Source organism: Paenibacillus sp. FSL R10-2796, assembly GCF_037965315.1.
GTDB classification, from domain to species: Bacteria; Bacillota; Bacilli; order Paenibacillales; family Paenibacillaceae; genus Paenibacillus_AQ; species Paenibacillus_AQ odorifer.
Genome location: NZ_CP150178.1, coordinates 4,188,110 through 4,210,286, shown reverse-complemented (window position 1 = coordinate 4,210,286; position 22,177 = coordinate 4,188,110). Strand labels below are relative to the sequence as shown.

At 43.6% G+C, this 22,177-nt stretch carries 18 protein-coding genes; 14 read left to right on the top strand and 4 right to left on the bottom strand.

Translation table 11 applies throughout. The features are described from left to right. The first annotated feature begins 91 nt into the window (after positions 1-91). Together NST58_RS19040 and NST58_RS19035 are read left to right on the top strand one after the other, a co-directional pair. Entirely contained in the window at positions 92-904 is an 813-nt protein-coding gene (locus tag NST58_RS19040; protein WP_076280222.1) for a DNA alkylation repair protein, read from the top strand. Positions 905-1,144: 240 nt separating this feature from the next. Continuing rightward, complete coding sequence (locus NST58_RS19035) at positions 1,145-2,695, top strand: acetamidase/formamidase family protein (protein WP_339243833.1); 1,551 nt, start codon at positions 1,145-1,147, stop codon at positions 2,693-2,695. A gap of 77 nt (positions 2,696-2,772) precedes the next feature. Here NST58_RS19035 and NST58_RS19030 read toward each other — a convergent pair whose 3' ends face one another. Beyond that, complete coding sequence (locus tag NST58_RS19030; protein WP_339187433.1) at positions 2,773-3,219, bottom strand: Lrp/AsnC family transcriptional regulator; 447 nt, start codon at positions 3,217-3,219, stop codon at positions 2,773-2,775. Positions 3,220-3,789: 570 nt separating this feature from the next. Between NST58_RS19030 and tyrS the strand changes: the two genes are divergently transcribed. From tyrS to NST58_RS19015, 3 genes are all read left to right on the top strand, one after another. Beyond that, the gene (tyrS, locus tag NST58_RS19025; protein WP_076129736.1) at positions 3,790-5,049 is read left to right on the top strand and encodes a tyrosine--tRNA ligase; all 1,260 of its coding nucleotides are present in this window, start codon (positions 3,790-3,792) and stop codon (positions 5,047-5,049) included. 205 nt (positions 5,050-5,254) lie between these two features. Next, entirely contained in the window at positions 5,255-5,542 is a 288-nt protein-coding gene (locus NST58_RS19020) for a hypothetical protein (protein WP_036688213.1), read from the top strand. A 219-nt stretch (positions 5,543-5,761) separates the two neighbouring features. Beyond that, a complete protein-coding gene (locus tag NST58_RS19015; RefSeq protein ID WP_339243831.1) occupies positions 5,762-7,006 on the top strand; it encodes an anaerobic sulfatase maturase in 1,245 nt (414 codons plus the stop codon). A 59-nt stretch (positions 7,007-7,065) separates the two neighbouring features. Here the strand turns inward: NST58_RS19015 and NST58_RS19010 are convergent, their stop codons facing one another. After that, the gene (locus NST58_RS19010; RefSeq protein WP_076129734.1) at positions 7,066-8,265 is read right to left on the bottom strand and encodes an ROK family protein; all 1,200 of its coding nucleotides are present in this window, start codon (positions 8,263-8,265) and stop codon (positions 7,066-7,068) included. Between the two features lie 186 nt (positions 8,266-8,451). Here NST58_RS19010 and NST58_RS19005 point away from each other — a divergent pair, with 186 nt between their 5' ends. The 5 genes from NST58_RS19005 (at position 8,452) to NST58_RS18985 (ending at position 13,040) form a co-directional block, all read left to right on the top strand. Further along, positions 8,452-9,114 carry a chromate transporter gene (locus NST58_RS19005; RefSeq protein WP_254848924.1) on the top strand — a complete coding sequence of 221 codons (663 nt, stop codon included), beginning with the start codon at positions 8,452-8,454 and terminating at the stop codon, positions 9,112-9,114. A gap of 11 nt (positions 9,115-9,125) precedes the next feature. Beyond that, positions 9,126-9,659 (top strand): chromate transporter, encoded by a 534-nt coding sequence (locus tag NST58_RS19000; protein ID WP_076280220.1) that lies wholly within the window; start codon positions 9,126-9,128, stop codon positions 9,657-9,659. 35 nt (positions 9,660-9,694) lie between these two features. Then, the gene (locus NST58_RS18995; RefSeq protein ID WP_076280219.1) at positions 9,695-10,672 is read left to right on the top strand and encodes a formylglycine-generating enzyme family protein; all 978 of its coding nucleotides are present in this window, start codon (positions 9,695-9,697) and stop codon (positions 10,670-10,672) included. Between the two features lie 39 nt (positions 10,673-10,711). Further along, positions 10,712-11,545, top strand: coding sequence for an AraC family transcriptional regulator (locus NST58_RS18990; protein ID WP_339243829.1), 834 nt, complete (start codon positions 10,712-10,714; stop codon positions 11,543-11,545). A gap of 106 nt (positions 11,546-11,651) precedes the next feature. Next, on the top strand, positions 11,652-13,040 hold the full coding sequence (locus NST58_RS18985) for a sulfatase (RefSeq protein WP_339243827.1): 1,389 nt from the start codon (positions 11,652-11,654) through the stop codon (positions 13,038-13,040). An 81-nt stretch (positions 13,041-13,121) separates the two neighbouring features. Here NST58_RS18985 and NST58_RS18980 read toward each other — a convergent pair whose 3' ends face one another. Further along, positions 13,122-14,900, bottom strand: a complete 1,779-nt coding sequence (locus NST58_RS18980; RefSeq protein WP_036688197.1) for a histidine kinase — start codon at positions 14,898-14,900, stop codon at positions 13,122-13,124. Next, positions 14,887-16,326 carry a response regulator gene (locus NST58_RS18975; RefSeq protein WP_339243825.1) on the bottom strand — a complete coding sequence of 480 codons (1,440 nt, stop codon included), beginning with the start codon at positions 16,324-16,326 and terminating at the stop codon, positions 14,887-14,889. The genes NST58_RS18980 and NST58_RS18975 overlap by 14 nt, the downstream gene beginning before the upstream one ends. 249 nt (positions 16,327-16,575) lie before the next feature. Between NST58_RS18975 and NST58_RS18970 the strand changes: the two genes are divergently transcribed. The 4 genes from NST58_RS18970 (at position 16,576) to NST58_RS18955 (ending at position 22,174) form a co-directional block, all read left to right on the top strand. Beyond that, the gene (locus NST58_RS18970; RefSeq protein ID WP_076129727.1) at positions 16,576-17,544 is read left to right on the top strand and encodes an ABC transporter permease subunit; all 969 of its coding nucleotides are present in this window, start codon (positions 16,576-16,578) and stop codon (positions 17,542-17,544) included. 24 nt (positions 17,545-17,568) lie between these two features. Beyond that, a complete protein-coding gene (locus NST58_RS18965; protein ID WP_076129726.1) occupies positions 17,569-18,468 on the top strand; it encodes a carbohydrate ABC transporter permease in 900 nt (299 codons plus the stop codon). A gap of 57 nt (positions 18,469-18,525) precedes the next feature. After that, positions 18,526-20,157 (top strand): extracellular solute-binding protein, encoded by a 1,632-nt coding sequence (locus NST58_RS18960; RefSeq protein ID WP_339243822.1) that lies wholly within the window; start codon positions 18,526-18,528, stop codon positions 20,155-20,157. A gap of 121 nt (positions 20,158-20,278) precedes the next feature. Continuing rightward, complete coding sequence (locus tag NST58_RS18955) at positions 20,279-22,174, top strand: family 20 glycosylhydrolase (RefSeq protein WP_339168278.1); 1,896 nt, start codon at positions 20,279-20,281, stop codon at positions 22,172-22,174. Positions 22,175-22,177: the final 3 nt, after the last annotated feature.

The following is a 22,177-nucleotide window of genomic DNA, read 5'->3' as shown; positions in this document are numbered from 1 at the left end:
AGATTACAGCTTCATTTTTAGAAACAACGGTATCCTAGCTATGACATGAAGGTGATTTAAGCTTTCAAATCATAGTGAAGGGACGATTTCCATGGAACACAGGAAGGGCGCTCGGAGGGTTACTGAAATCCCCGTTGAGATTGTAGAACTGCTGAATAAAGGATATTTACAGAGCGTGAATTTAACGGAATGGCTTGCTGTGGATCATCTTGTCTTGTTGGAAAATGTACTGAATGAGCTAGGTTTTGAACAGGAAGCTAAACCAATTTTACAAAGGCTGAATGCGTTATCGGAAAAGAAAATCATGAAGCTCATCCCGGTGATTTCACGTGAGTGGCAGCTTCTATTTGACTGTAAATCAGAGCTGGAACGTTCCCGGCTATTTGCTGTGTTAGCTCATCATAAATCCGATAGTGTTCGCTGCTGGGCTGCTTATATCGTGGGCCAGAATCATCAATGGAGTCTAGTTCAAAAACTAACAGCAATCCGTCCTTTTGCAGCGGATGGTCATTTTGGGGTGCGTGAGATTTCATGGATGGCTTTAAGGGAATCAGTCATTGCCGAGCTGGATGCTTCCATTGAATTATTAAAGGCTTGGATTCATGATCAGGACGCGAATATTAGGAGATTTGCGATCGAATTGACGCGCCCACATGGGGTATGGGCAAAGCATATTACAGCGCTCAAAGAAAATCCAGCGATTGCCCTTCCGCTATTAGAACCGCTTAACTCTGATCCGGCAAAATACGTTCAGGATTCTGTAAGCAATTGGTTAAATGATGCTAGCAAAAGCCATCCGGCATGGGTACAGCAAATTTGTGATGAATGGTTGAACCTATCAGGGACCAAGGAAACAAAGCGGATTGTAACCCGGGCAACAAGAAGTATTACTGATCAAAAATAAAATTAGTGCATTACTTTAGACTGGATAATCCAACGCCAAACACTATGAGCTAATAAGTGTTGGCGTTTTTTTATTGTGGAGTTAACTTGGATAATTCAAGAGAAAGACTCCTTCGTGTTTATTATTTAAACCGAAATTCATGAAAATATTTATATTGTTAATCCTCAAGTCATCTGTTATACTCAGAAACACCAAATGTTATAAAAACTAACACTTATTAAAGGAATGGAGGATTTTCGTATGAAAAAACAAATAATTCGTAATGTAGGTGTCACGTTATCCCTATTTTTAGGGGTGAATTCGTTATCTTGTGTTATGTATGCTAACACAACAAACGATGCGTATAAACCAAAAACCCATGTTCTGAAGGCGAATTCGGAGACTGTTCGATGGGGGAATATAGGTAAGGGAGATCCAGCTCTAACTGTGCATTCGGGAGACATCGTAACGGTTGAGGCCATTACACATCACTCTGGTGATGATTACGAGCGGATGATTAAAGGAGATGCGGGAGTAGAGGATATTTTCCACTGGATTGAGGGGGAGAAGAACGAAGCGCTCCGCGGGCCAGGCGTACATATTATGACGGGTCCCATCGCTGTTGAAGGTGCTGAACCAGGAGATGTGCTGGAAGTTAAGATTCTGGACATGAAGCTGAGACCAAATGGGAATGACCAATACGCTGGCAAAACATATGGCGTGAATGCCGCAGCGAACTGGGGTTATCTATATGGAGATATGGTGGAGGAGCCGAAAAAGCGTGAGGTAGTAACCATCTACGAGATGGATACGGAGGGTGGAACAGATTATGCAACAGCTGTATATAACTACAAATGGTCTGTGCAAACCGATCCAGATGGTCAAGTGCACCCGACAATTGACTACCCGGGTGTTATCGTTGACCATAATACGATTGATAAAAACTTCGATGTGCTAAAAGGTGTGAAAATTCCGGTTCGTCTCCACTTTGGTACAATGGGTGTGGCGCCGAAAGAAGCGGATGTTGTTGACTCCGTTCCACCTTCTTACAACGGCGGTAATGTAGATGATTGGCGGATTACCGAAGGTGCAACAATGTATTATCCTGTATCCGTAGCTGGTGCACTACTGTCGATCGGTGACCCGCATGCCGGTCAAGGCGATTCGGAGATTAACGGAACTGCGATCGAGACATCGGTCACTGGGGATATACAAGTCATTCTTCATAAAAAAGCATCGCTTAACAACAAGCTGAAAGGTTTAAACTTCCCATTACTTGAAAATGAGAACGAGTGGGTTGTGCATGGATTCAGCTACGCCAATTATTTGGAGGAGCTGGGGGCTAGTGCTCAGACGGATATCTTCAAAAACTCGTCCATCGACAAAGCCATGAAGGATGCCGCTCATAAAACAAAAGATTTTTTAATGGCTGGAATGGAATTGAGCGAAGATGAAGCGTACTCTCTGATGTCTGTGTCAGCTGATTTTGGGATTACACAAGTGGTGGATGGAAACTGGGGCGTACACGCCTTAATTGATAAAGGTCAATTCGGCGATTCCGAGCGCAAGCCCGTGGTTTTACGGAGCAGCTTTGAGAACTTTGGAGCAAAGGTTGGCTGGCAGCCAGCCACTAAGACAGTTACGCTAAGTTACAATGGCAATGTTCTGGTGATGAAGGTTGGAGCGACAACGGGGATTTACAACGGAGAGACAGTGAAGCTTGCAGCCCCAATAAGTGTTGTGAACGGGAAGATCGTGGTCAGCGAATATTTCGTGAACTTTTATAAAGCTAAGCTGGCTAAGACAGAGTAGGACGAAATAGCAATTATTCGATAATCCTAAAAAAATCCATATGAGAAAAGAACCGTCTTTATAGGCGGTTCTTTTTCTTATATATTCATTCCGTCCTGATTTTTGTGGCGTTTTAATAAGATTTGGTTTTCTACACGTACCAGTCCATCCAGACAGTAGATTGATTCATGCATAAACCGTTCCATCTCTTCAAGATTCTCTACCAAGATGTGAATATGTAGAATACATGGTCCCGTCATTTCGTATAATACAGCTACGCGTTCGTTTTCCTTTAATACATCGACGATATGATTTAAATGAGCAGGTTCTACTTCAAGTTCCAGGTAGGCGGAGATTTTCTTTCCTAGCTTTTCAGCACTGATGACAATCGAGAACTGTTCAATAATCCCTTGATTGACTAGCCGATCAATACGATCTTTCACCGCGACACTTGATAAACTGACTTCTTTAGCTAGATCAGTATAGGAAATTCTGCTGTTTTGGGCCAGCCGCATCAAAATATGGTTATCGATAGGATCTAGCATGCGGATTCGTTCACCTCTTTTTTCGTAATTGTATCAGAAAAAAAGTGGAAATGCCTAGTAGCGCTTTACAGTAGAAGTGTGTGACGGCATTCTCTGCTGAAGATAGTTGACATAAAAGAATTATTTCACTATACTGGCTGTAATCTTATATACGATATACGTTGAAGGAGCCCAGTAGTAACTTAGTCCCTGTTCCAGAAAGCCGGGGGTTGATGAAACCCGGTACACACTAAGCTTGCGAATTACACTTTGGAGTATCTCGGGTAATACCGAGCGGAATGGCGAACGATATCTCGTCAAGAGTGGTATCAATGGTATGCTTGAGCATAAGCGTTTCATGGGTGCAATCTGGGTGGTAACACGGTTATTCAATCGTCCCTATGTCTACAATAGACAAGAGGACGATTTTTTTGTTTTTAAATATAAGGATTTATAGGGTTCGCTTCATCAATGCTCCTTATATTTCTCGCTGAAACGGTACCGTCCTAGTCAGGGGGGCAAAGCCGTTTCCGCTTGGCGGACTGATGTTTCATTTATAGGATAACTACTAATTTTGAGGGGTGTAAGGCAATGAATATTATCGACGAACTAGAATGGCGCGATGCCATCAATCAACAAACAGATGCCGAAGGGCTTAGAGAACTGACCAATCAAAAATCGGTATCCCTGTACTGCGGTGTAGATCCAACAGGTGACAGTATGCATATTGGCCACTTGATTCCATTCATGGTGCTCAAAAGATTTCAACTGGCAGGACATCGTCCGGTGATTCTTATTGGTGGGGCTACGGGAACGATTGGTGATCCAAGTGGACGTCAATCCGAACGCTCTTTGCAAACGCTGGAGCAAATCCAAGCCAACGTTGACGCACTTACAGCACAGATGAAAAAACTGTTCGTGACTGATGGCGACAATCAAATCCGCATGGTGAACAACTACGATTGGACGCATAAAATCAATGTTATCGAATTTTTGCGTGACTATGGTAAAAACTTCAGCATCAATTCGATGCTTGCCAAGGATGTTGTAGCGAGCAGATTGGACAGCGGAATTTCCTTTACGGAATTCTCCTACCAAATCCTGCAATCCTTGGACTACCTGCACCTGTTCCAGCATGAAGATGTGCAGCTGCAAATCGGTGGTTCTGACCAATGGGGGAACATCACAAGTGGCTTAGATCTGATTCGTAAAAAAGAAGGTTCTGAGGCGGTAGCATTCGGACTTACCATCCCGCTTATGCTGAAAGCCGATGGTACAAAATTCGGTAAAACAGCTGGCGGAGCCATTTGGCTGGATCCGAACAAAACGACAGCTTTTGAATTCTACCAGTTCTGGGCGAATACAGATGACCGTGATGTTGTGAAATACCTGAAGTACTTTACATTCCTCTCTAAAGAACAAATTGATGCACTTGCAGAAAAGGTGCAGACCGAACCGCATAAACGTGAAGCGCAAATAACACTGGCTGAAGAAATGACCAGATTCGTGCATGGTGAGGAATTGCTGGAGCAGGCTAAACGTATTACTGCCGCTCTGTTCAGTGGAGATATTAAATCTCTAACCGCTGACGAGATCGAGCAAGGCTTCAAGGAAATGCCGACCTACGAAACGACATTGGAGTCCAAAAATATTGTGGAGTGGCTGGTAGATCTAGGAATTGAGCCATCCAAACGTCAAGCGCGTGAAGACATCACCAAAGGCGCAATTTCCATGAACGGTGAAAAAGTTAGCGATGTAGCATTTGAAGTTACAGCCAGCGAAGCCATCGGCGGACGTTTTATCATTATCCGTAAGGGTAAGAAAAACTACAGCCTGGTGAAATTGTCCTAATAATAAGAAGCCTTCCTTATGAATAAGGAAGGTTTTTTGTTGTATTTTAAGTATAGAGGCCGACTATTTGCATAATAAGTGAAATTTGAAAGGTGAAATCGTCAAAATTATGGTAAGCTTAGGATTCGTGTGATTTATGGATTAACATGATATTCTACAACTATAACAGAAAATTAGGAGTGGTAATTTGAGAAGACAAAAACCAATGACCATGGAAGAATTGATGAATGAGTTACAAGGACAGAAAACGTATCAAGAAGATCCCAATCACATCTCTTTCGAGAAATTGTTTAATGAAGCGTTTATGAGTAAGTATTCCAATTACAAAAGTTTCGATGAGTTTGTAACCAAAGGGAACTTTCAAGTAAAGACAGAAGAAGATGTTGCTGACATACCTGATGAACTGTTTGATCGTCATGTTGTTAGGGAGACGAAGTTTGCGGATTGGAAATCCATGTTGGAAACAGCAAATAGAGAATACGTCCGTAATTAATAAGACTAGTCTCTAACTACCGTTAGACTCATCCACAAAGAAACTGCACACCCTTATTGCTTTGTCCCAACGGACAATGGGGAGTGCAGTTTTTTTGTGCCCAGTTATTTGACCAGCTATGATGTTTTACTCATCGTTGACTCGCAGATCTATGATTTAATTGAACAAATAGGAATTAGGTTTTACAAAGATAGTATTACATAGGAGGGGCAGAATCGTATGACTGCATGTATACAAACCTCTAAGCAGAAGACCCTTCATGTCATGTGGAAAACCGTCTCAGAGGATTGTAATCTAGCCTGTGATTATTGCTATTACAGTACTGCCGGGGGACATCCTCAGCAACCGATCCGAGTGATGGATACGGAGCTTCTGGAGCGGTTTATCGCTCAGTACATGAAAAGATCATCAGGGATAGCGACTTTCTCTTGGCAGGGTGGGGAGCCATTATTGGCCGGACTTCCGTATTTTGAACAAGTGATTTCATTTCAAGCTAAGTACGCTCCGCCTCATACGATGATCAGTAATGCACTGCAGACCAATGGAACGCTTATCCATGAGAAATGGGCGAAATTTTTTAAACGGTATAACTTTTTGGTCGGGATTAGTCTGGATGGTCCAGAGCCTATTCATGATGCTCATCGTGTAACGGGTTCGGGGAAAGGCAGTTATGATCTAGTTATGCGTGGGATTCGTCATTTACAGAATGAGGGTGTGGAGTATAGTATTCTGACAGTGATTCATGAAGATAACGTGACGAAACCAGATGAGTTGATGGCATTTTACCAAGAACATAAATTTCCTAATATTCAGTTTATCCCCTGCATGGATTTTGTTTCTCAGAAAAGTGATGTAGCGGGACGCTTCCGAATTACACCTGAACAATACGGAGTCTTTTTATGCCATACATTTGACCTGTGGTACAACGGTGGGTACCCAGAGCTTCCTATTCGTATTTTTGAGAATATGCTTCTTGTATTCATGCATCGTGAGGCAGAGTTATGCGTTCACAACTCATGTTGCCCGAAGATGATGGTGCTTGAAACGAACGGGGATGCCTACCCTTGCGATTTCTTTATTGATGAAGAGCATAGGCTAGGAAATATCGGCCAAACTGACTTGGAAGCACTGCTAAGCAGCCCAGTATATGATGATTTTTTGTTAATGAAGCCCAATATGAATGAATCATGCTATAAGTGTGAGTACCTTAGCTTTTGCAATGGGGGATGTCCGCGCAACCGGAATTGGCTTGATGTTAATGATCGGACTGAGGTTGATTATTTCTGCCACAGCTACAAAATGTTCTACTCATACGCCTATGAACGCATGCTATTACTGGCGAACCGACTTAGATCGGAGCGGATGCTGGAGTACAGGAAAAGTGCAAAACCACTTCCAGGTCGAAATGATCCATGTTTCTGCGGAAGCGGGAAGAAATTCAAAAATTGCTGTCAGGCATTATAGCTTTGACTAGATAAGGTTGTCCCAACATGCAAAGGATTGGGAACAACCTTTTTGTTATGCTATAGAACCATATGATTTCTCACCATTATTGCCGCACCCGTCACCACAGCTTCTTCTTTTAATATACCTAGGGAGAAGTGAGGTTGGTATTCAGGATAACGGTAAGTGTTTCTCTGTGCCACCTCCACCGCTGTTTGGAAAAACAACTCGTGAGAGTGAATGAGTGCACCACCTAGAATGATGGTCTCTGGATGAAACAGGTTGATAACGTTGGCGAGCCCGATCCCGAAGAGGCTGGCAGCTTGGGTAAATAATTCACGCGCGTGTGGATTACCGTCTCTAAAGGCTTGTACCAATACATCATAAGTCAGCTTCTCAGGCGCCACTTTATATCTTTGGAGGATCAGATCGTTGTCCATTTTCGCCTCTGAGCGCGCACTTTGTTCTAGTGCCTGCACAGATACGAATGCTTCCAGAGCCCCGTAGTTCCCGTCATGATTTAATCGGGGTCCATCTGTCTGGATGATCATTTGACCAATTGCATCTTCCATATCCATTGTGCCATGAACAATACTTCCATGAGACATCATCGCATAGCGGAGTCCTGCTCCAGCATGTACATAAAGCATATGCTGAATGTTTGCGTGACGGATAGACCATCGTTCCCCAAGCAGTGCAGAATTGGCACCGTTGTCCAACCATGCCTTGAACCCCGTCCGTTCCTCTACCAGTTTGCAAATCGGCAGATTGTTCCAGCCTGAAGAAGGGAAGTGTAGCGGTTTTAGGATCAAGCCTTGTTCCCGATCAAGTGGCCCCACAGCCCCTATTCCTATCCCGATGATTTGACTGTCCACTAACTGATGGTCCCTAAGGAAAGCGCGTATTTGAATACTGATATGATCTATAAATCTTTCAGGTGTGAATGCCTGATCCATTCGCCAGTGAACTATTGATTTTGGGTTCATTTGCATATCAAATAAACCAAGGGAAGAATACACCCTGGAAATCTCTAAACCGATTATATAACCGTAGGAAGGATTGATCTGGTATAAAATAGGTCTTCTGCCTCCGCTAGATTCTCCAAATCCGCTTTCTATCAGCAAGCCTTCTTCCGTCATCTCATCTAATATCCGGGTCATTGTGCTTTTGGTAAGCGAAAATGTCTGTAAAAGATCCAACTTGGAAACAGTGCCTTGTTCGGCGATTCGGTCGTATAGGAGTTTTTTTGGTGATGGAATATGTGTCGAGCGCTTTTCCACGATATACCTCCAAGCTATATATAGGATGAACTTGTAAGATCGTTTTTTATATAGTTTGTATTTATTAACATGAATATAGTATAACTCATAAACTCTTGGTTGTATTTTACCGTTCAAAAAACTTAATTCCATTTTGGGAAAAAGTGATATAATGAAATTACGACAGATTATATAAGGGTGGATTCCATGAGAACAACTATGAAAACAAATATGATACCGAATACAGACCTGAGGATAAGTCTATTGTTTCAGTTGTTTTGGGTATTTGTTCGAATTGGTCCTGTAACCTTCGGGGGAGGTTATGCGATGATCCCTATGATCGAACGGGAAATTTCCGCTAAACGAAAATGGCTGGCTGAAGAGGAGATGGATGAAATTCTATCTTTAGCTGGTGCTGCACCTGGGGGTGTAGGTGTAAATGCAGCAGCATTCATTGGTTATCGTCTTGCTGGTGTGAAGGGTGCGATTGCTGCAATCGCAGGGATAACGATTCCGACCTTTATCATTGTTTGTTTGCTTAGCGCCGTATACTCCCAACTGGCAGACCAGCCAAAAGTCATTGCCGCTATGAAAGGGATAAATGGTGCTGTTATTGCCTTGATCCTAGTAGCTGCATATCGAATGGCCAAGAACGCTATAATTGACAAGACTACCGCTGTTACGGCGTTAGTTATACCGGTTGTTTTACTGGTTTTCGGAATTAATCCCATTTACGTGATTGCAATTGGTTTATGTATTGGGTTTGTATATCTGCAAATTAAACAGCTCTTAGGGCTCCAAGTTCGAACGGAGAAGGAGTCCTTGAAAGCTTCTGATGAAGAATCGAATTATCCGGAGTATTACATCTAGGGGGAAGCGATGTGATTTGGAGTTTGTTTTTCACTTTTATAAAAATTGGCTTTCTTTCTTTTGGAGGAGGGTACGCCATCATTCCGATGATTCAGCATGAAGCCATGGCTGGGGGGTGGTTATCCGAAGGGGAATTCCAAGAGGTAGTTTCCATCGCAGGGATGTCACCCGGGCCTGTTGCAACGAACAGTGCAACCTTGATCGGATATCGTATAGCCGGAATCGAAGGAGCGATTGTGTCAACATTAGGCATGGTTCTGCCCTCATTTTTAATCATCATCGTTATTTCCGTCTTCTTTTATCGGGTGAGGGACAGTCAATGGATTAAAACGTTATTTTATGGTTTGCGGCCAGTGATTACAGGCTTGATTGCCTATGCTGCGATTCGTTTTGGCTTAAATAGCGTGGAACATGCTTTTATTACTTGGCAGACCCTTGGCATGTTGATCATTGTATTCGCTGCACTTTATGGTTTAATGAAATATAAGCTGCATCCGCTCACCATTATCGTTGCTTCTGGCATTCTTGGGGTAGCTTTTTTTTAGACAGAGCCGGGACAATCCCAGATTGGAGGTAAATCATGTCAGAGAATATACGGGCTTGTTGTTCAGCTAGTCGAAATCAAGTCGCGAAACAAGAATCTATTGATGTTTGTAAGGAGAACACAACGGTTCAAGGAGTAACAGGGGTGAAAGATTTCTCGGACATGATCCTTATCCCTGGAGGCACTTTTCTTATGGGGACGGATGATAAGGAAGGGTTCCCCGCTGATGGAGAAGGGCCGACTAGGAAGGTTACCTTATCTTCCTTTTTGATGGATGCAACGGCGGTTACGAACAAGCAGTTTGCTGCTTTTATCAAGGAAACAAACTATGTTACAGATGCGGAACGATTTGGATGGTCTTACGTGTTTCATTCTTTTGTTTCCATGGAGACTGGGAAAAAGGTGACCCAAGTAGCCACTCAAACCCCCTGGTGGTGGGTGGTGGAGGGAGCGGATTGGTGTCATCCTGAAGGTCCGGATTCCCATGTAGATGAACGACTTGATCATCCGGCTATTCACCTATCATGGCATGATGCGGATGCATATTGTCGTTGGGCTGGTAAACGTCTGCCTACGGAAGCGGAGTGGGAGTATGCCGCACGAGGAGGACTGGTTCAGAAACGGTATCCTTGGGGGGACGAATTAAAACCAGGCGGAGAACATCGCTGTAATATATGGCAGGGAAAGTTTCCCGATAAAAATCATGCCAGCGATGGTTTTGCAGGTACCGCACCTGTAAGGTCCTATCTGCCTAACGGCTATGGTCTTTATAATATGTCAGGAAACGTGTGGGAATGGTGCGCGGATTGGTTTACTAAGGACTATCATTTATCTTCCGAAGCCGTGAATCCGAAAGGTCCAGTAAGTGGTGTCGCAAGATCGATGCGTGGAGGATCATATTTGTGCCATAAATCTTACTGCAACCGTTATCGGGTGGCGGCTAGAAGCAAAAATACTCCAGACAGCTCTGCCGGAAATATTGGCTTTCGATGTGCGGCTGATTATACAGGTTAGAGCACTTTTACGACTACTACATAAGAAGGAGGAACTTCCTTGTCCTCTATCATCCATAGTCAGTTTGACATCAGCGTGCTGGACGTCCTAAAGATTCAATATCAGAAGCGGATCCTGTTCGATTACGTCCAGTCTTGTTATACCGTCTCTTATATCCAAAAAGGTGAGGTATTGACGACATCCTCCGAAGGAGAATATGTTGCTTCTGCCGGAGACGTGATGATCCACCGTCCTAACGAGCCTTTTAATGTGATCTCCAAAACGGATGGGATACATTATCTGTTTAATATTAACGCTAAAGTTAAAGACGGAGATGACTTCTTTAAGTTATTCCCTCTAGGCAAGGTGATTCGGGTCCGGGATCGAAGCGAATATGAGCGGAGATTTGACGAATTGCGGAGCCTGTGGTTGCAGGAGGAAGATGATTTCAGGAATGTTCAGGTCGGTTCATTGGCATTTTTTCTTCTTTATGAAATTATGGAGAGTACCAAGCTTGGCGGGCGCCGCTCTTCACGAGATCCCTTTATCTCGGACCGCTTTAACGAAGCGTTGCAATATATGGAGGAGAGGCTTGATCAGGAGATTAGTAGAGAGGAGCTTTCCAAGCTCTATCATATGAATCCTGTTTATTTTAGCCGGGCATTTCAGAAAATATATAAACTGACACCCATGCAAATGCTGCGAAAATTGCGGCTGCAGCAAGCTAAACAAATGCTGGAATATACGGATTATACAATCGAGCATATCTCCCAGAGATGTGGTTATTATGATGCTTCACACTTCAGCAAGGTATTTCGTGGCGAATACGGCAAGGGGCCGGCAGAGTACCGGAAAAGTATCGAATTTACAAATACAAACATCGCTGCTCCATAGCGGAGTTTTCCATATTCATTTACTCTTATAAGCATGAGCAGATCATTCTAAGCTCCCCGAATCGAGCGTAACCATTTCGATGAAAAGGAAAGGCAGGGAATAACTCATGAGAATCTTGTATTTGGATTTGGATTCGCTTCGCCCGGACCATCTGGGATGTTATGGCTATCATCGGAATACCTCCCCGAATATCGATTCAATCGCTAAAGAAGGTGTCACCTTTACCAACTACTATTGTTCAGATGCTCCTTGCCTGCCGTCTCGTTCCGCCTTAATGTCGGGGCGATTTGGCATTCATAATGGGATTGTAGGGCATGGCGGAACCGCTGCTGATATGCGTAGAGAAGGAGCCAAACGTGAATTCAATGACCGTCTGGGGATGGAGAGCCTTCCGGCTATATTAAGGCAAGCGGCGATGAAAACCGCATCGATCAGCACCTTCTCCGAACGTCACTCGGCGTGGACCTTTAACGCCGGGTTCCAAGAAGTGTTTAATGTTGGTGGCAGAGGGCATGAGACGGCAGAGCAGGTGCTTCCAGTGGCACTTAAATGGCTTGAGGATAACGGGGAGTCCGAAAATTGGTTTCTGCACCTGAATTTCTGGGATCCGCATACACCTTATCGTACACCCGAGAGCTACGGTAATCCGTTCGAGAAGGAGCCTTTACCCGATTGGATCACGGAAGATGTGTTTGAGCTTCACCGAAATAAGAAGGGGCAGCATAGTATTGAAGATATGAATGCGCTCGCGAAATCGCATTATCAGCAGCATTTCAGGCATCAGCAGGAGATAGAGAACCGTGATGACCTGCGTGTTATCTTTGACAACTATGATGCTGGAGTTAAGTATCTGGACGAGCATCTCGGGAAAGTTTTTTCTAAGCTGAGAGAACTTGGCGTGATGGAAGATACGGCTATCTTGATCTCTGCGGATCATGGAGAGAGTCTGGGTGAACTAGGAATTTACTCCGAACATGGCACAGCAGACGAGGCGACTTGCCGTATTCCGATGATTGTTCGCTGGCCAGGGGGCAAGAAGGGAATTGTGGAGGAGGGGCTACATTATCACCTTGATCTAGGACCTACATTAGCGAGCCTTTTGAATTTGAAAGCGGCTGTTTCTTGGGATGGTGAAAGTTATGCAGGTGCCATTCTGGAGGGGAATTTGGGAGGGCGTGAGTATCTCGTAATCTCACAATGCGCGCATGTGTGTCAACGCAGCGTCCGGTTTGCGGATTGGTTATATATACGTACCTATCATGACGGACACCATGGATTCCCGCAAGAAATGCTGTTTGATTTGAAGCATGATCCTTATGAACAACATAATCTCGCCGAAGTGCGTAAAGACGTTTGTATGGAGGCTGTCTATCTGTTGAATGAATGGCATGATCATATGATGGGCTCCATGGATTGTGATATCGATCCATTATGGACGGTACTTATGGAAGGTGGACCCTACCATGCCAAAGAGTATCTGAGCTCATCCTTATAGGATGCTTAATAATATCCTAATAAATGCGGCGAATGAAAGACATATGAAAGGGAGGTTGCCCTGAATGGGCAACCTCCCTATTTATGTTCTCGCTTTTTGTGGATCTATTAAAGATCCGGGAAGCCTCAAAACGGTCTTCGTCCCGCTACCCTCCTTACTGTACAGCAGAACGCCGCAAGGATCGCCATACTTAAGATTTAGACGATTATTGACATTTAGGAGACCGATATGATCTCCTGATTCTATATTCTTACCAGCCAGCAACTCCGTAAGTTGTTCCAGTCTTGTTGTATCGATACCTACACCATTATCTTCAACCACGATTTCAAGCAGCCCCGCTTCGTTTTTCTCTACGGAGATCAGCAAAATTCCTTGTCCTTGTGCCTCAAGCCCATGACCAAGCGCATTTTCAACAATAGGTTGAAGGATCATTTTAGGCACGGGAATGTGTAGCCATTCCTGTGGACACAACAGCTTGTAAGTAAATTTGTCCGGGAAACGGCCTTGGTAAATCCTCACACAAGATTCCGCGATTTTCAGCTCTTCCCCAAGAGTTACCTCCTCTTTGCCTTTGATGCTGTACTTGAGCATTGTGCTTAAGGCGGTAGTCATCTCGAAGATATCCCGATTTCCTTTTACGATCGCAACGCCCTTGATTGTATCTAAAGTATTGCTTAAGAAATGCGGATTAATTTGACTTTGTAAATACGAATATTCCGCCCGCTGCTTTTCCAGATCGGTCAGATAAAGTTGAGTTGAAGCATCGATTAATTGGTCCGTCAAATCGTGGATCCGTGTGGTCATATCGTTGAACTGTCGAGAGATGATTTCAATCTCAGCATAGCCCTTTAAATCGACCTTGTTGTTCAATATCCCCAGACTTCCACCCTTTAATTGATTCATATAGCGCATAAGCCTAGACAACGGTCTTAAGAGATTCATCATAAGTACAGAATAGGGAATAGAGACGACCAGCAAGATTAAGGCTAGAAGAGCATAGCTGACTTTCTTCAATTTCTCCAGTTCTTTCATTAAATTATGGACAGGAACAGCAGTTATGATTTTTCCAGAGATCTCCGGTAAGCTAAAGGACTGAATTGCATATTTCTTTCCATGAACCGTCTCGACGATGGACTCTCCATCCCTTCCAGTTGCCCGAGTTTGAAACTGCTGGAGCATATCCTCCGGCTCATTGCTATTAGAGTAGATCATGCCTTTATCATCCATCATAAAAAAGCTGGTTCCGACCAATCGGGGATACTCAGAAATTTCAGTTTGAATGGCTTTCATATCTACAATAACTGCGAGATAGCCAATTTTTTCACCATATAGGGACGTGTCACCTGAAGCGAAGATGTTCATCCCGAAAAGCAGTTTTCTCTTGTCGATGACTTTGTCTGGAGGACTGTATCCGCGATAATGAACGATTCCATCCTCCTCAGCTGTTTTCATAAGATCGATAGCATATTTTGTTCTTCCTGCTAAGGAAATACGTGTGTTTGAGCTACCGATAACAATAATATCTAAGATATCCGTGTTCATATTTCGGGCGATGCTCAACAATCCTTCAACTTTCTGGGATAGATCGTAGACTCGAAGCTTATCATTCTCGACTAGGAACTTTTGGACGGTCGAATCGTAACCCACATTCATCATCATGGAAGAGACGTTGGCATAGTTGTCAGAAATCCGTTGTTTGAGGAGGGAGACTAGCTCCGTATTGTATTGCGTATTTTGATTAATGATAGTCTCGCTTGATAGTTGGTAGACTCGTGAAACGATGATTGGGATAATGGCAACAATAAATAACCCGAATAGCAAAACCTGAGTACGGATGGATAGTCTCTTAAATGTCTTCATTGTTTTGTTCCCTATATTGTGTAGGTGTCATTTTGAGATGCCGCTTAAAAATTCGTGTGAAATAGAAATAATCCTGAAAACCGCATTTCTCACCGATTTGGTAAATGGAAAGGTTGGTTTCGATTAGCATTTTACAGGCGTATTCAATTCGTAAACGACTGATATGTTCGATGATGGTCTCGCCGACCTCTTTTTTGAATAATTGGCATAAGTAATTTGGGCTTAAAAAAAACTGATTGGCTAATTGCTGGATCGAAATTTCTTGATTGAAATGGTTGCGGATGTATAACATGATTTCTTTGACTTTGTGGTTTGAGATTCGTGAAATATCAGATTCGTTTCTGTTCATAAAAATATCAAGTGTCATAAGAATCAGATCATCGATCATAGCTTCAGCCGTGCCGTACCGATAATAGAGCTGTTCATATCCTTCAAAAAAACGGCCGCTAACCCGAGTCCCTTCCCGAGGAAATAAGTAGAGGATCGATGTATAGAGCAAATAGGCTTCTTTAATGGTGAACGTTCCCTCTTTGAATAATTTCTTTATCGATTCCATGGCTGCTATGAAACCGAGCCGGTCTTTATTATGAAGAATCCGGGAAATCTCTTTGAGCTTCTCGTCGATCGGTATTTCCTGTTGTGGATTCACCCGGTAACATCCGGGCATCCCCGTTGTGAACATACTGAAAGCAGCATGAGAGGCGGACTCTAAAGACGCATCCAATTGGTGTATATCCGAAATAGGAGGACCGATCCCGACTCCGCACTCTTGTACAACTTCTGTTTGTTTAAGACCCTGGAGGAAGACTTCGTATTGGCACTCTTCCAATAAGTAACCATACCGACGGCGGCTCATTGGGAAGACCAGGGAAGAGAACTGCCTGACATCTACAGGTGAACTTAACCCTTGGATAACAATGGGGATATGAGGGGTATCTTTCGACAAGGGTATTTTCTTCTCATCCAACCATAAGTTAATTCGTTCAAGATCTCCGGAACAAACCGCTTCATAAAGTTCGAAGTCGTGGATAGGTTGTTCTTTAACTGTCTTGGAATCGTGTTGCTGGGATATTCGGTTGAGCATTCCTTCAATTTCTTCGATTTCAAAGGGTTTGAGACAATATCCGAAAGTACCATAATTCATTGCTTTTTGTGCATAAGCGAACTCGGCATGTCCGCTGAGTACGATAAAGATCGTATCCGGCGCGATGGCCTTGCCACGTTGAATGAGCTCTAGTCCATTCATAACAGGCATCTTGATATCTGTTAGAACAAGGGTGGGGCGAAGCGATTGAATTAATTGAAGGGCTTCTTGCCCGTTTTCGGCATCGTCGATCACTTCAAAGCCGTATTTCTTCCAATTCACTCCTGCTTTAATTCCTTCTACAATCCACTTCTCATCATCTGCAATAATTACTGAACGCATAAGTGAATCCCCCTCTCTTTATAGAGCTCTTAGATTTATCCTAGCGATTGTGGACCAAGGGGGGTATGGACGATCTTACGCTCACTATGTCCGATATTACGTGCCACAGGAAGGTCTCCCGCAAAGGTGTGAAAAATCCACATAATCGGAGTTGTATTCTCTATACAAGAGAATTTACACTCCCGATATAATTTACCATATAAATCGCTTACAAGCATAACAAACTCATACAGAAAGGTGGGGAGAAGATTGGCTGATTCTGTAACCGCTCGTACGCCTAAACGAAGCTTAAAAACTCGTGCTCCAAAGCAAAGTTTAGGAAAAACGATTTTACAGTACAAGTATTTTTACCTCATGGTTCTACCGGTGTTAATCTGGTATGCCCTCTTCAGCTATGCTCCCATGTACGGTGTAACGCTAGCGTTCAAAACATTTAATTACAGTGAGGGGATTCTGGGAAGTCCTTGGGTTGGGTTGGAGAATTTTCAAACGCTGCTGACCGACCCCGATTTTCGCAAGGCGTTTTGGAATACGGTCATTATCAGCTTGATGAAGCTGGTCACTCATTTCCCGATGCCCATTATCCTGGCGATAGTTTTATATGAGTTTTCCAGGACAAAAATGAAGCGGTTTTTTCAGACGATCCTGACGTTCCCGCATTTTATATCGTGGGTTGTACTGTCGGGGATTATTATCAATATTTTAAGCAAGGACGGGATTTATAACCAGATCATCATGCTGTTTGGTGGAGATCCGAATTCTCCTCTTGTCGATGAAAGTGCATTCAGACCCGTTCTGTATATCACGCATGTGTGGCGAGAGATCGGTTGGGATTCAATCATTTACCTGGCGGCTCTGGCAGGGATCAATCCTGAGCTGTTTGAAGCGGCTGAAGTGGACGGAGCGAACCGGTTTCGCCGTTTGCTAAACATCGCATGGCCGGGTTTGAAGAGTACAGTCGCAGTTCTGTTAATCCTTCAAGTTGGACAACTACTAACCCAAGGTTCGAGCTTTGAGCAAATTTTCAACCTGTATAGTTCGCCGGTATATTCGGTTGCCGACACGATCGATACTTACATTTATCGGACTTCCTTCACGATTGGAGGAGACTTTGGATATATGACCGCCGTGGGTGTCGTCAAGTCCATTATCAGCCTAATCCTTTTATGGGCGGCCAATACGTTCGCTAAGAAGATGGGCGAGGAAGGGCTGTATTAATCTGTAGGAAAAGGGGAGAAGCAAGTGACCGACACAACGGTTAAAAAGAGAAAAAAGTGGAGTGTCTTCGATATCGTCGCATTCGTGGTTCTGGGGCTCCTAGCAATAGTAACATTTTTTCCTTTCTATAATGTTCTTATTATCTCTGTGGCAAAGTTCGAAGCGATTAGTAAAAGTGACTTTTATATTTTTCCGCTTTCGTTTGACCTGTCCGCTTACAAGCTTTTGCTTCAGGATATGAAGTTTTGGACTTCCATCTTTAATTCTGTCATCGTAACTGTGGTTGGCGTGTTGTTCAGTATGACAATCTCTGTGGCGGGAGCCTACGCATTATCCAAGCGGGGTATGCCCGGCAGAAACATAATGCTCAGCTTGATCTTGTTCACTATGTTTTTCAATGGCGGTTTAATTCCTTTTTACTTAGTCGTTAAGGATCTAGGATTCGTAAACAATATACTCGTCATGATCATCCCCGCGGGTCTCAATACGTTTTATCTAATCATTATGAAAAACTATTTCAATACCATTCCAGAAAGCTTGGAAGAATCGGCTAAGCTGGACGGGGCGAATGATCTGTACATTCTTTTCAAAATCATTATTCCGATCTCTGCTCCATTCATGGCGACTTTTGCTTTGTTCTATGCTGTGGAAAGATGGAATGAATGGTGGTATGCGCTGATTTTTATCAGTGACGCTGCAAAAGCACCACTTCAGATTTATCTGCGGGAGACACTTATTACTTCGAATTCCTTGCTAAGCCAAATGGCACAAACGATGGCCGAGCAGGAGCAGACGGGGAAGGTCTACACACCTGCACTTCAAATGGCAGCGATTGTAGTTTCGAGTATTCCGATTATTGTTGTTTATCCGTTCCTGCAGAAGCATTTTAATAAAGGGATTATGGTGGGTTCAATAAAAGGATAAGAAAGATTTTAAATAGATTGATTCTATCCTAAAATAGTATAAAGGGAGGTTTCAAGCATGCATAGAAAGAAAATAATGACATTGGCATTATGTATAACTTTGTTGGCTTCAGTACTCACGGCTTGCGGTGGAGGCAATAACGGCAAAGGGCAGGCTGGTTCAAACGGTGAAACATCTCCGAATTCTTCTAACTCCACGGATAATCCTTACAAGGATCCAATGACCATTTCTCTTGGGTTTTGGGATGCGGATGCCGAGGTTGCTAACATCGAAAAGGACCCGATCGCTAAACAAGTATTGGAGAAATTCAACATCACACTAAAACCTGTCAATTTGTCTTGGGATGACTATACCCAGAAGATTCAAATGTGGGCCGCTTCCGGCCAATTGCCAGACATTTTCGCGATCGACGCCGTCGGCACGCAATATCAGCGCAAATGGGTGAATCAAGGCGTTGTCAAAGCGCTCCCGGATCTTTCAAAGTATCCAAACCTTGCAAAATACTTCGAATCGCCAGATATTAAAGGATTAGGAGTAGATGGAAAGTATTATACTGTGCCTCGCCGGATGTTCCCGAGTGTTGATTGGAGCGCACTGGATCGTATGGTCTTCTATCGTTGGGATCTTGCTCAAAAGGCTGGGATCACCAAAGAGCCAGAGACATGGGAAGAGTTTGAAGCCATGCTTGATGCAATCGTAAAGTCGGATCCGGAAGGCAAGCATGTTACTGGTCTTACGACGACAACTACCAAGATGCTGGGCGGATTCTTCTGGTTGTATGGCAACCCGGTTGCTACTAGTGATGGAAGCGGCAGTGATTTTAAATGGATCAAAGAGGATGGAAAGTTTATCCCTGCTGTATTCTCTAAAAATGCGCTGCCAGCGCTGCAAAACATGAAGAATATGTACGAAAAAGGATTGATCGATCCAGACATCGCGCTCGTCAAACCAGCAGAGTCCTATGACAATTTCGTAGCAGGCAAAGCAGCTGCTCTTCTAAGCGGTGGAGGTTTCATAAATTTAAATAGCGATATGTATGAAAAACGCTGGAAAACAGCTTATCCGGATAAGGATATGACGGAGAGTGTGAAGGCGCTCAAGCCGCTTATCGGTCCTGATGGTGAACGCTCACATGCCATCTTTAAAACATACTGGTCAGAAAGCTATTTCAGTAATAAGATTGACGATAAAAAGATGGATCGCATCATGGCACTCTATGATTATGTGTTGTCTCCTGAAGGCAAGGATCTGTTGACTTATGGCATCGAAGGTGTAGATTATAAGCTCGAAAATGGGCAGAAGGTTGTCATTGAAAAGGGTTCATTAAATGAGAAGTATCCAGCTAGCAGATTTCTGAAGAATTTGGTGGCTTATGAAACTTCAGATAGCTATAACATGGATAACCCGACGATTGCTAATGAAGGAATCCGCAAAGAAGCTGTCGATTACATCGACTGGATTCAGAACAATACAAAGGTGCCAGAATACGACATTCGGTTAACTTATATGTCCACCCCAACAAAGGATAAATTTACTGTGCTTGACCATGACGATTTGCTTAAGATCATGCTTTCCAAAGAACCCGTTGAGAGTTACTGGAATAGCATTGTGAACGATTATAAGGCTAAAGGTCTTGATAAAATGATAGAGGAAGTAAATGAGAAGGCCAAGGAACAAGGTATTGAATAATGGATGAATAGAGAAGATCCGGGCGCTAGTAGCCCGGATCTTCCGTTTAATTATTTGAAGTATGGCTTAGACTGTGCGGCGCTACTGACCGCATACTTATAAGATTGGGAGGGTAAAGTCTATGAACCTTAGCATTCACTTGACAGGGTTAACCGAGAAACAGTTAGCAGCTGTTTCAGAAGTAGCGGGAATATTGAGTATTCGAATGGAACGCTCAGGGATACCAGTGATTTGTAAGAAGCAAGGGAAGGGCATTCAAATATCTTACGATGAGGCTCAGGTCACCATTGCGTATGAACAGGAGCATCAATTGTTCCGGGCACTCAGCCGATTTCTTGAGAACGTACGCCGTGGAGAACGAGTTGAAATTAATGAACGGCCGGTTTATGAACAGTTAGGCTTCATGGTAGACTGTTCGCGAAATGCGGTTCTTAACTATGAAGGATATAAGGAATTGATCCGGCGTTTAGCGCTTATGGGATATTCAACGGTTCAGTTGTATACGGAAGACACCTACGAACTGGAGGGATACCCTTATTTCGGCTATTTGCGAGGCCGATATACAGGAGATCAAATTCGGGAGCTGGATCAGTATGCCGCGTTATTTGGCATAGAACTGGTTCCTTGTATTCAGACCCTGGCCCATCTCGGCCAAGCGTTGAAATGGCAGGCACATGCACCGCTTGTGGATTTCCAGGATATTCTCCTTATTGATGATCCCAGAACTTATGAGTTAATTGATCGAATGTTTGCTTTTATGTCGGCTCATGTAAGCAGTCGCCGCATAAATATCGGGATGGACGAAGCTCATATGATGGGACTTGGTAAATACCTGGATAAGCATGGGTATCAGGATCGCTCCTCGTTAATGTTAAAACACTTTAGCACTGTTATGGAGATCGCCAGAAAATATGGTTTCCAGACGATGATGTGGAGCGACATGTTTTTTCGTCTGGCCAGTTCCGGAGAATATTACGATGCTGAAAGTCCAATTAGCCCTGATATTGTAAAGCTGATTCCTGAAGATGTTACCTTGATCTACTGGGATTATTATTCGGAAACGCAGGAGAAATACGACGGGATGTTAAGCAAACATAAGCAGCTGAATGATCATATTGGATTTGCAGGTGGTGCTTGGAAATGGATGGGCTTCGCTCCAAACAATGAATTCAGTCGCCATGTCAGTCTGCTGGCTCATGATAGCTGTGTTAAGTATGGAATTCAAGAAGTGTTGATTACCGCATGGGGAGATAATGGCGCTGAAGCTTCCGTTTTCTCGGTTCTTCCTACCCTTCAACTTTGGGCGGAGCTCTGCTACACGAGATGTTTCGTGGAGAACCATGTCAAAGAAAGATTCAGTAGCTGCGTGCAAGGCAATTATGATGACTTTATGGCACTCGATGCGGCCAACTTGGTTCCGGGTAATTCGGCACCGGGGGGATGTTCTATCAATCCGGCTAAATACTTGCTTTATCAAGATATTTTATGTGGTTTGTTCGATCGACATGTTATTCCTAGCTCGTATTCGAAGCATTATCAGCAAAGTGCAGAAAAGCTCGAACAGGCGATCACTCGCAATTCGCCTTGGCAATCCTTATTCTCTGTACAAGCCAGCTTGTGTCGCTTGCTCGAAATAAAGAGCGAAATCGGGATTTCTATACACGAAGCTTATCATCGTGGAGATTTAGAGGAATTGGCTCACTTTGCCAAGGTGACTTTGCCACAATTATCTGATTTGGCCAGACAATTCATGGACGACTATCGAGTGCAATGGGAGCAGGAAAATAAGGTGTTTGGTCTTGATGTCTTTGATCTTCGTATGGGAGGATTGCTTCAGAGAATCAGAACGGCGATTCATCGAATCAATCGTTATGTCGAAGGGAACGTGGAACAGATTGCTGAATTAGAAGAGGAGCTTCTGACGTTCGACGGCCTTGTTGACGAGGGCAACCCCAGGGCGATAAGTGCGAATTTATGGCACACGATTGCAACACCATCCGTGATCGCTGGGGTTTAAGAA

What these genes read in the sequence shown, in the direction of transcription:
- NST58_RS18995 (WP_076280219.1), top strand. Translation starts at nt 9,695, where the DNA reads ATGTCAGAGAATATACGGGCTTGTTGTTCAGCTAGTCGAAATCAAGTC.
- NST58_RS18975 (WP_339243825.1), bottom strand. Translation starts at nt 16,326, where the DNA reads ATGCGTTCAGTAATTATTGCAGATGATGAGAAGTGGATTGTAGAAGGA.
- NST58_RS19030 (WP_339187433.1), bottom strand. Translation starts at nt 3,219, where the DNA reads ATGCTAGATCCTATCGATAACCATATTTTGATGCGGCTGGCCCAAAAC.
- NST58_RS19020 (WP_036688213.1), top strand. Translation starts at nt 5,255, where the DNA reads ATGACCATGGAAGAATTGATGAATGAGTTACAAGGACAGAAAACGTAT.
- NST58_RS18955 (WP_339168278.1), top strand. Translation starts at nt 20,279, where the DNA reads ATGAACCTTAGCATTCACTTGACAGGGTTAACCGAGAAACAGTTAGCA.
- NST58_RS19035 (WP_339243833.1), top strand. Translation starts at nt 1,145, where the DNA reads ATGAAAAAACAAATAATTCGTAATGTAGGTGTCACGTTATCCCTATTT.
- NST58_RS18960 (WP_339243822.1), top strand. Translation starts at nt 18,526, where the DNA reads ATGCATAGAAAGAAAATAATGACATTGGCATTATGTATAACTTTGTTG.
- NST58_RS18980 (WP_036688197.1), bottom strand. Translation starts at nt 14,900, where the DNA reads ATGAAGACATTTAAGAGACTATCCATCCGTACTCAGGTTTTGCTATTC.
- NST58_RS19015 (WP_339243831.1), top strand. Translation starts at nt 5,762, where the DNA reads ATGACTGCATGTATACAAACCTCTAAGCAGAAGACCCTTCATGTCATG.
- NST58_RS18985 (WP_339243827.1), top strand. Translation starts at nt 11,652, where the DNA reads ATGAGAATCTTGTATTTGGATTTGGATTCGCTTCGCCCGGACCATCTG.
- NST58_RS19040 (WP_076280222.1), top strand. Translation starts at nt 92, where the DNA reads ATGGAACACAGGAAGGGCGCTCGGAGGGTTACTGAAATCCCCGTTGAG.
- NST58_RS19005 (WP_254848924.1), top strand. Translation starts at nt 8,452, where the DNA reads ATGAGAACAACTATGAAAACAAATATGATACCGAATACAGACCTGAGG.
- tyrS (WP_076129736.1), top strand. Translation starts at nt 3,790, where the DNA reads ATGAATATTATCGACGAACTAGAATGGCGCGATGCCATCAATCAACAA.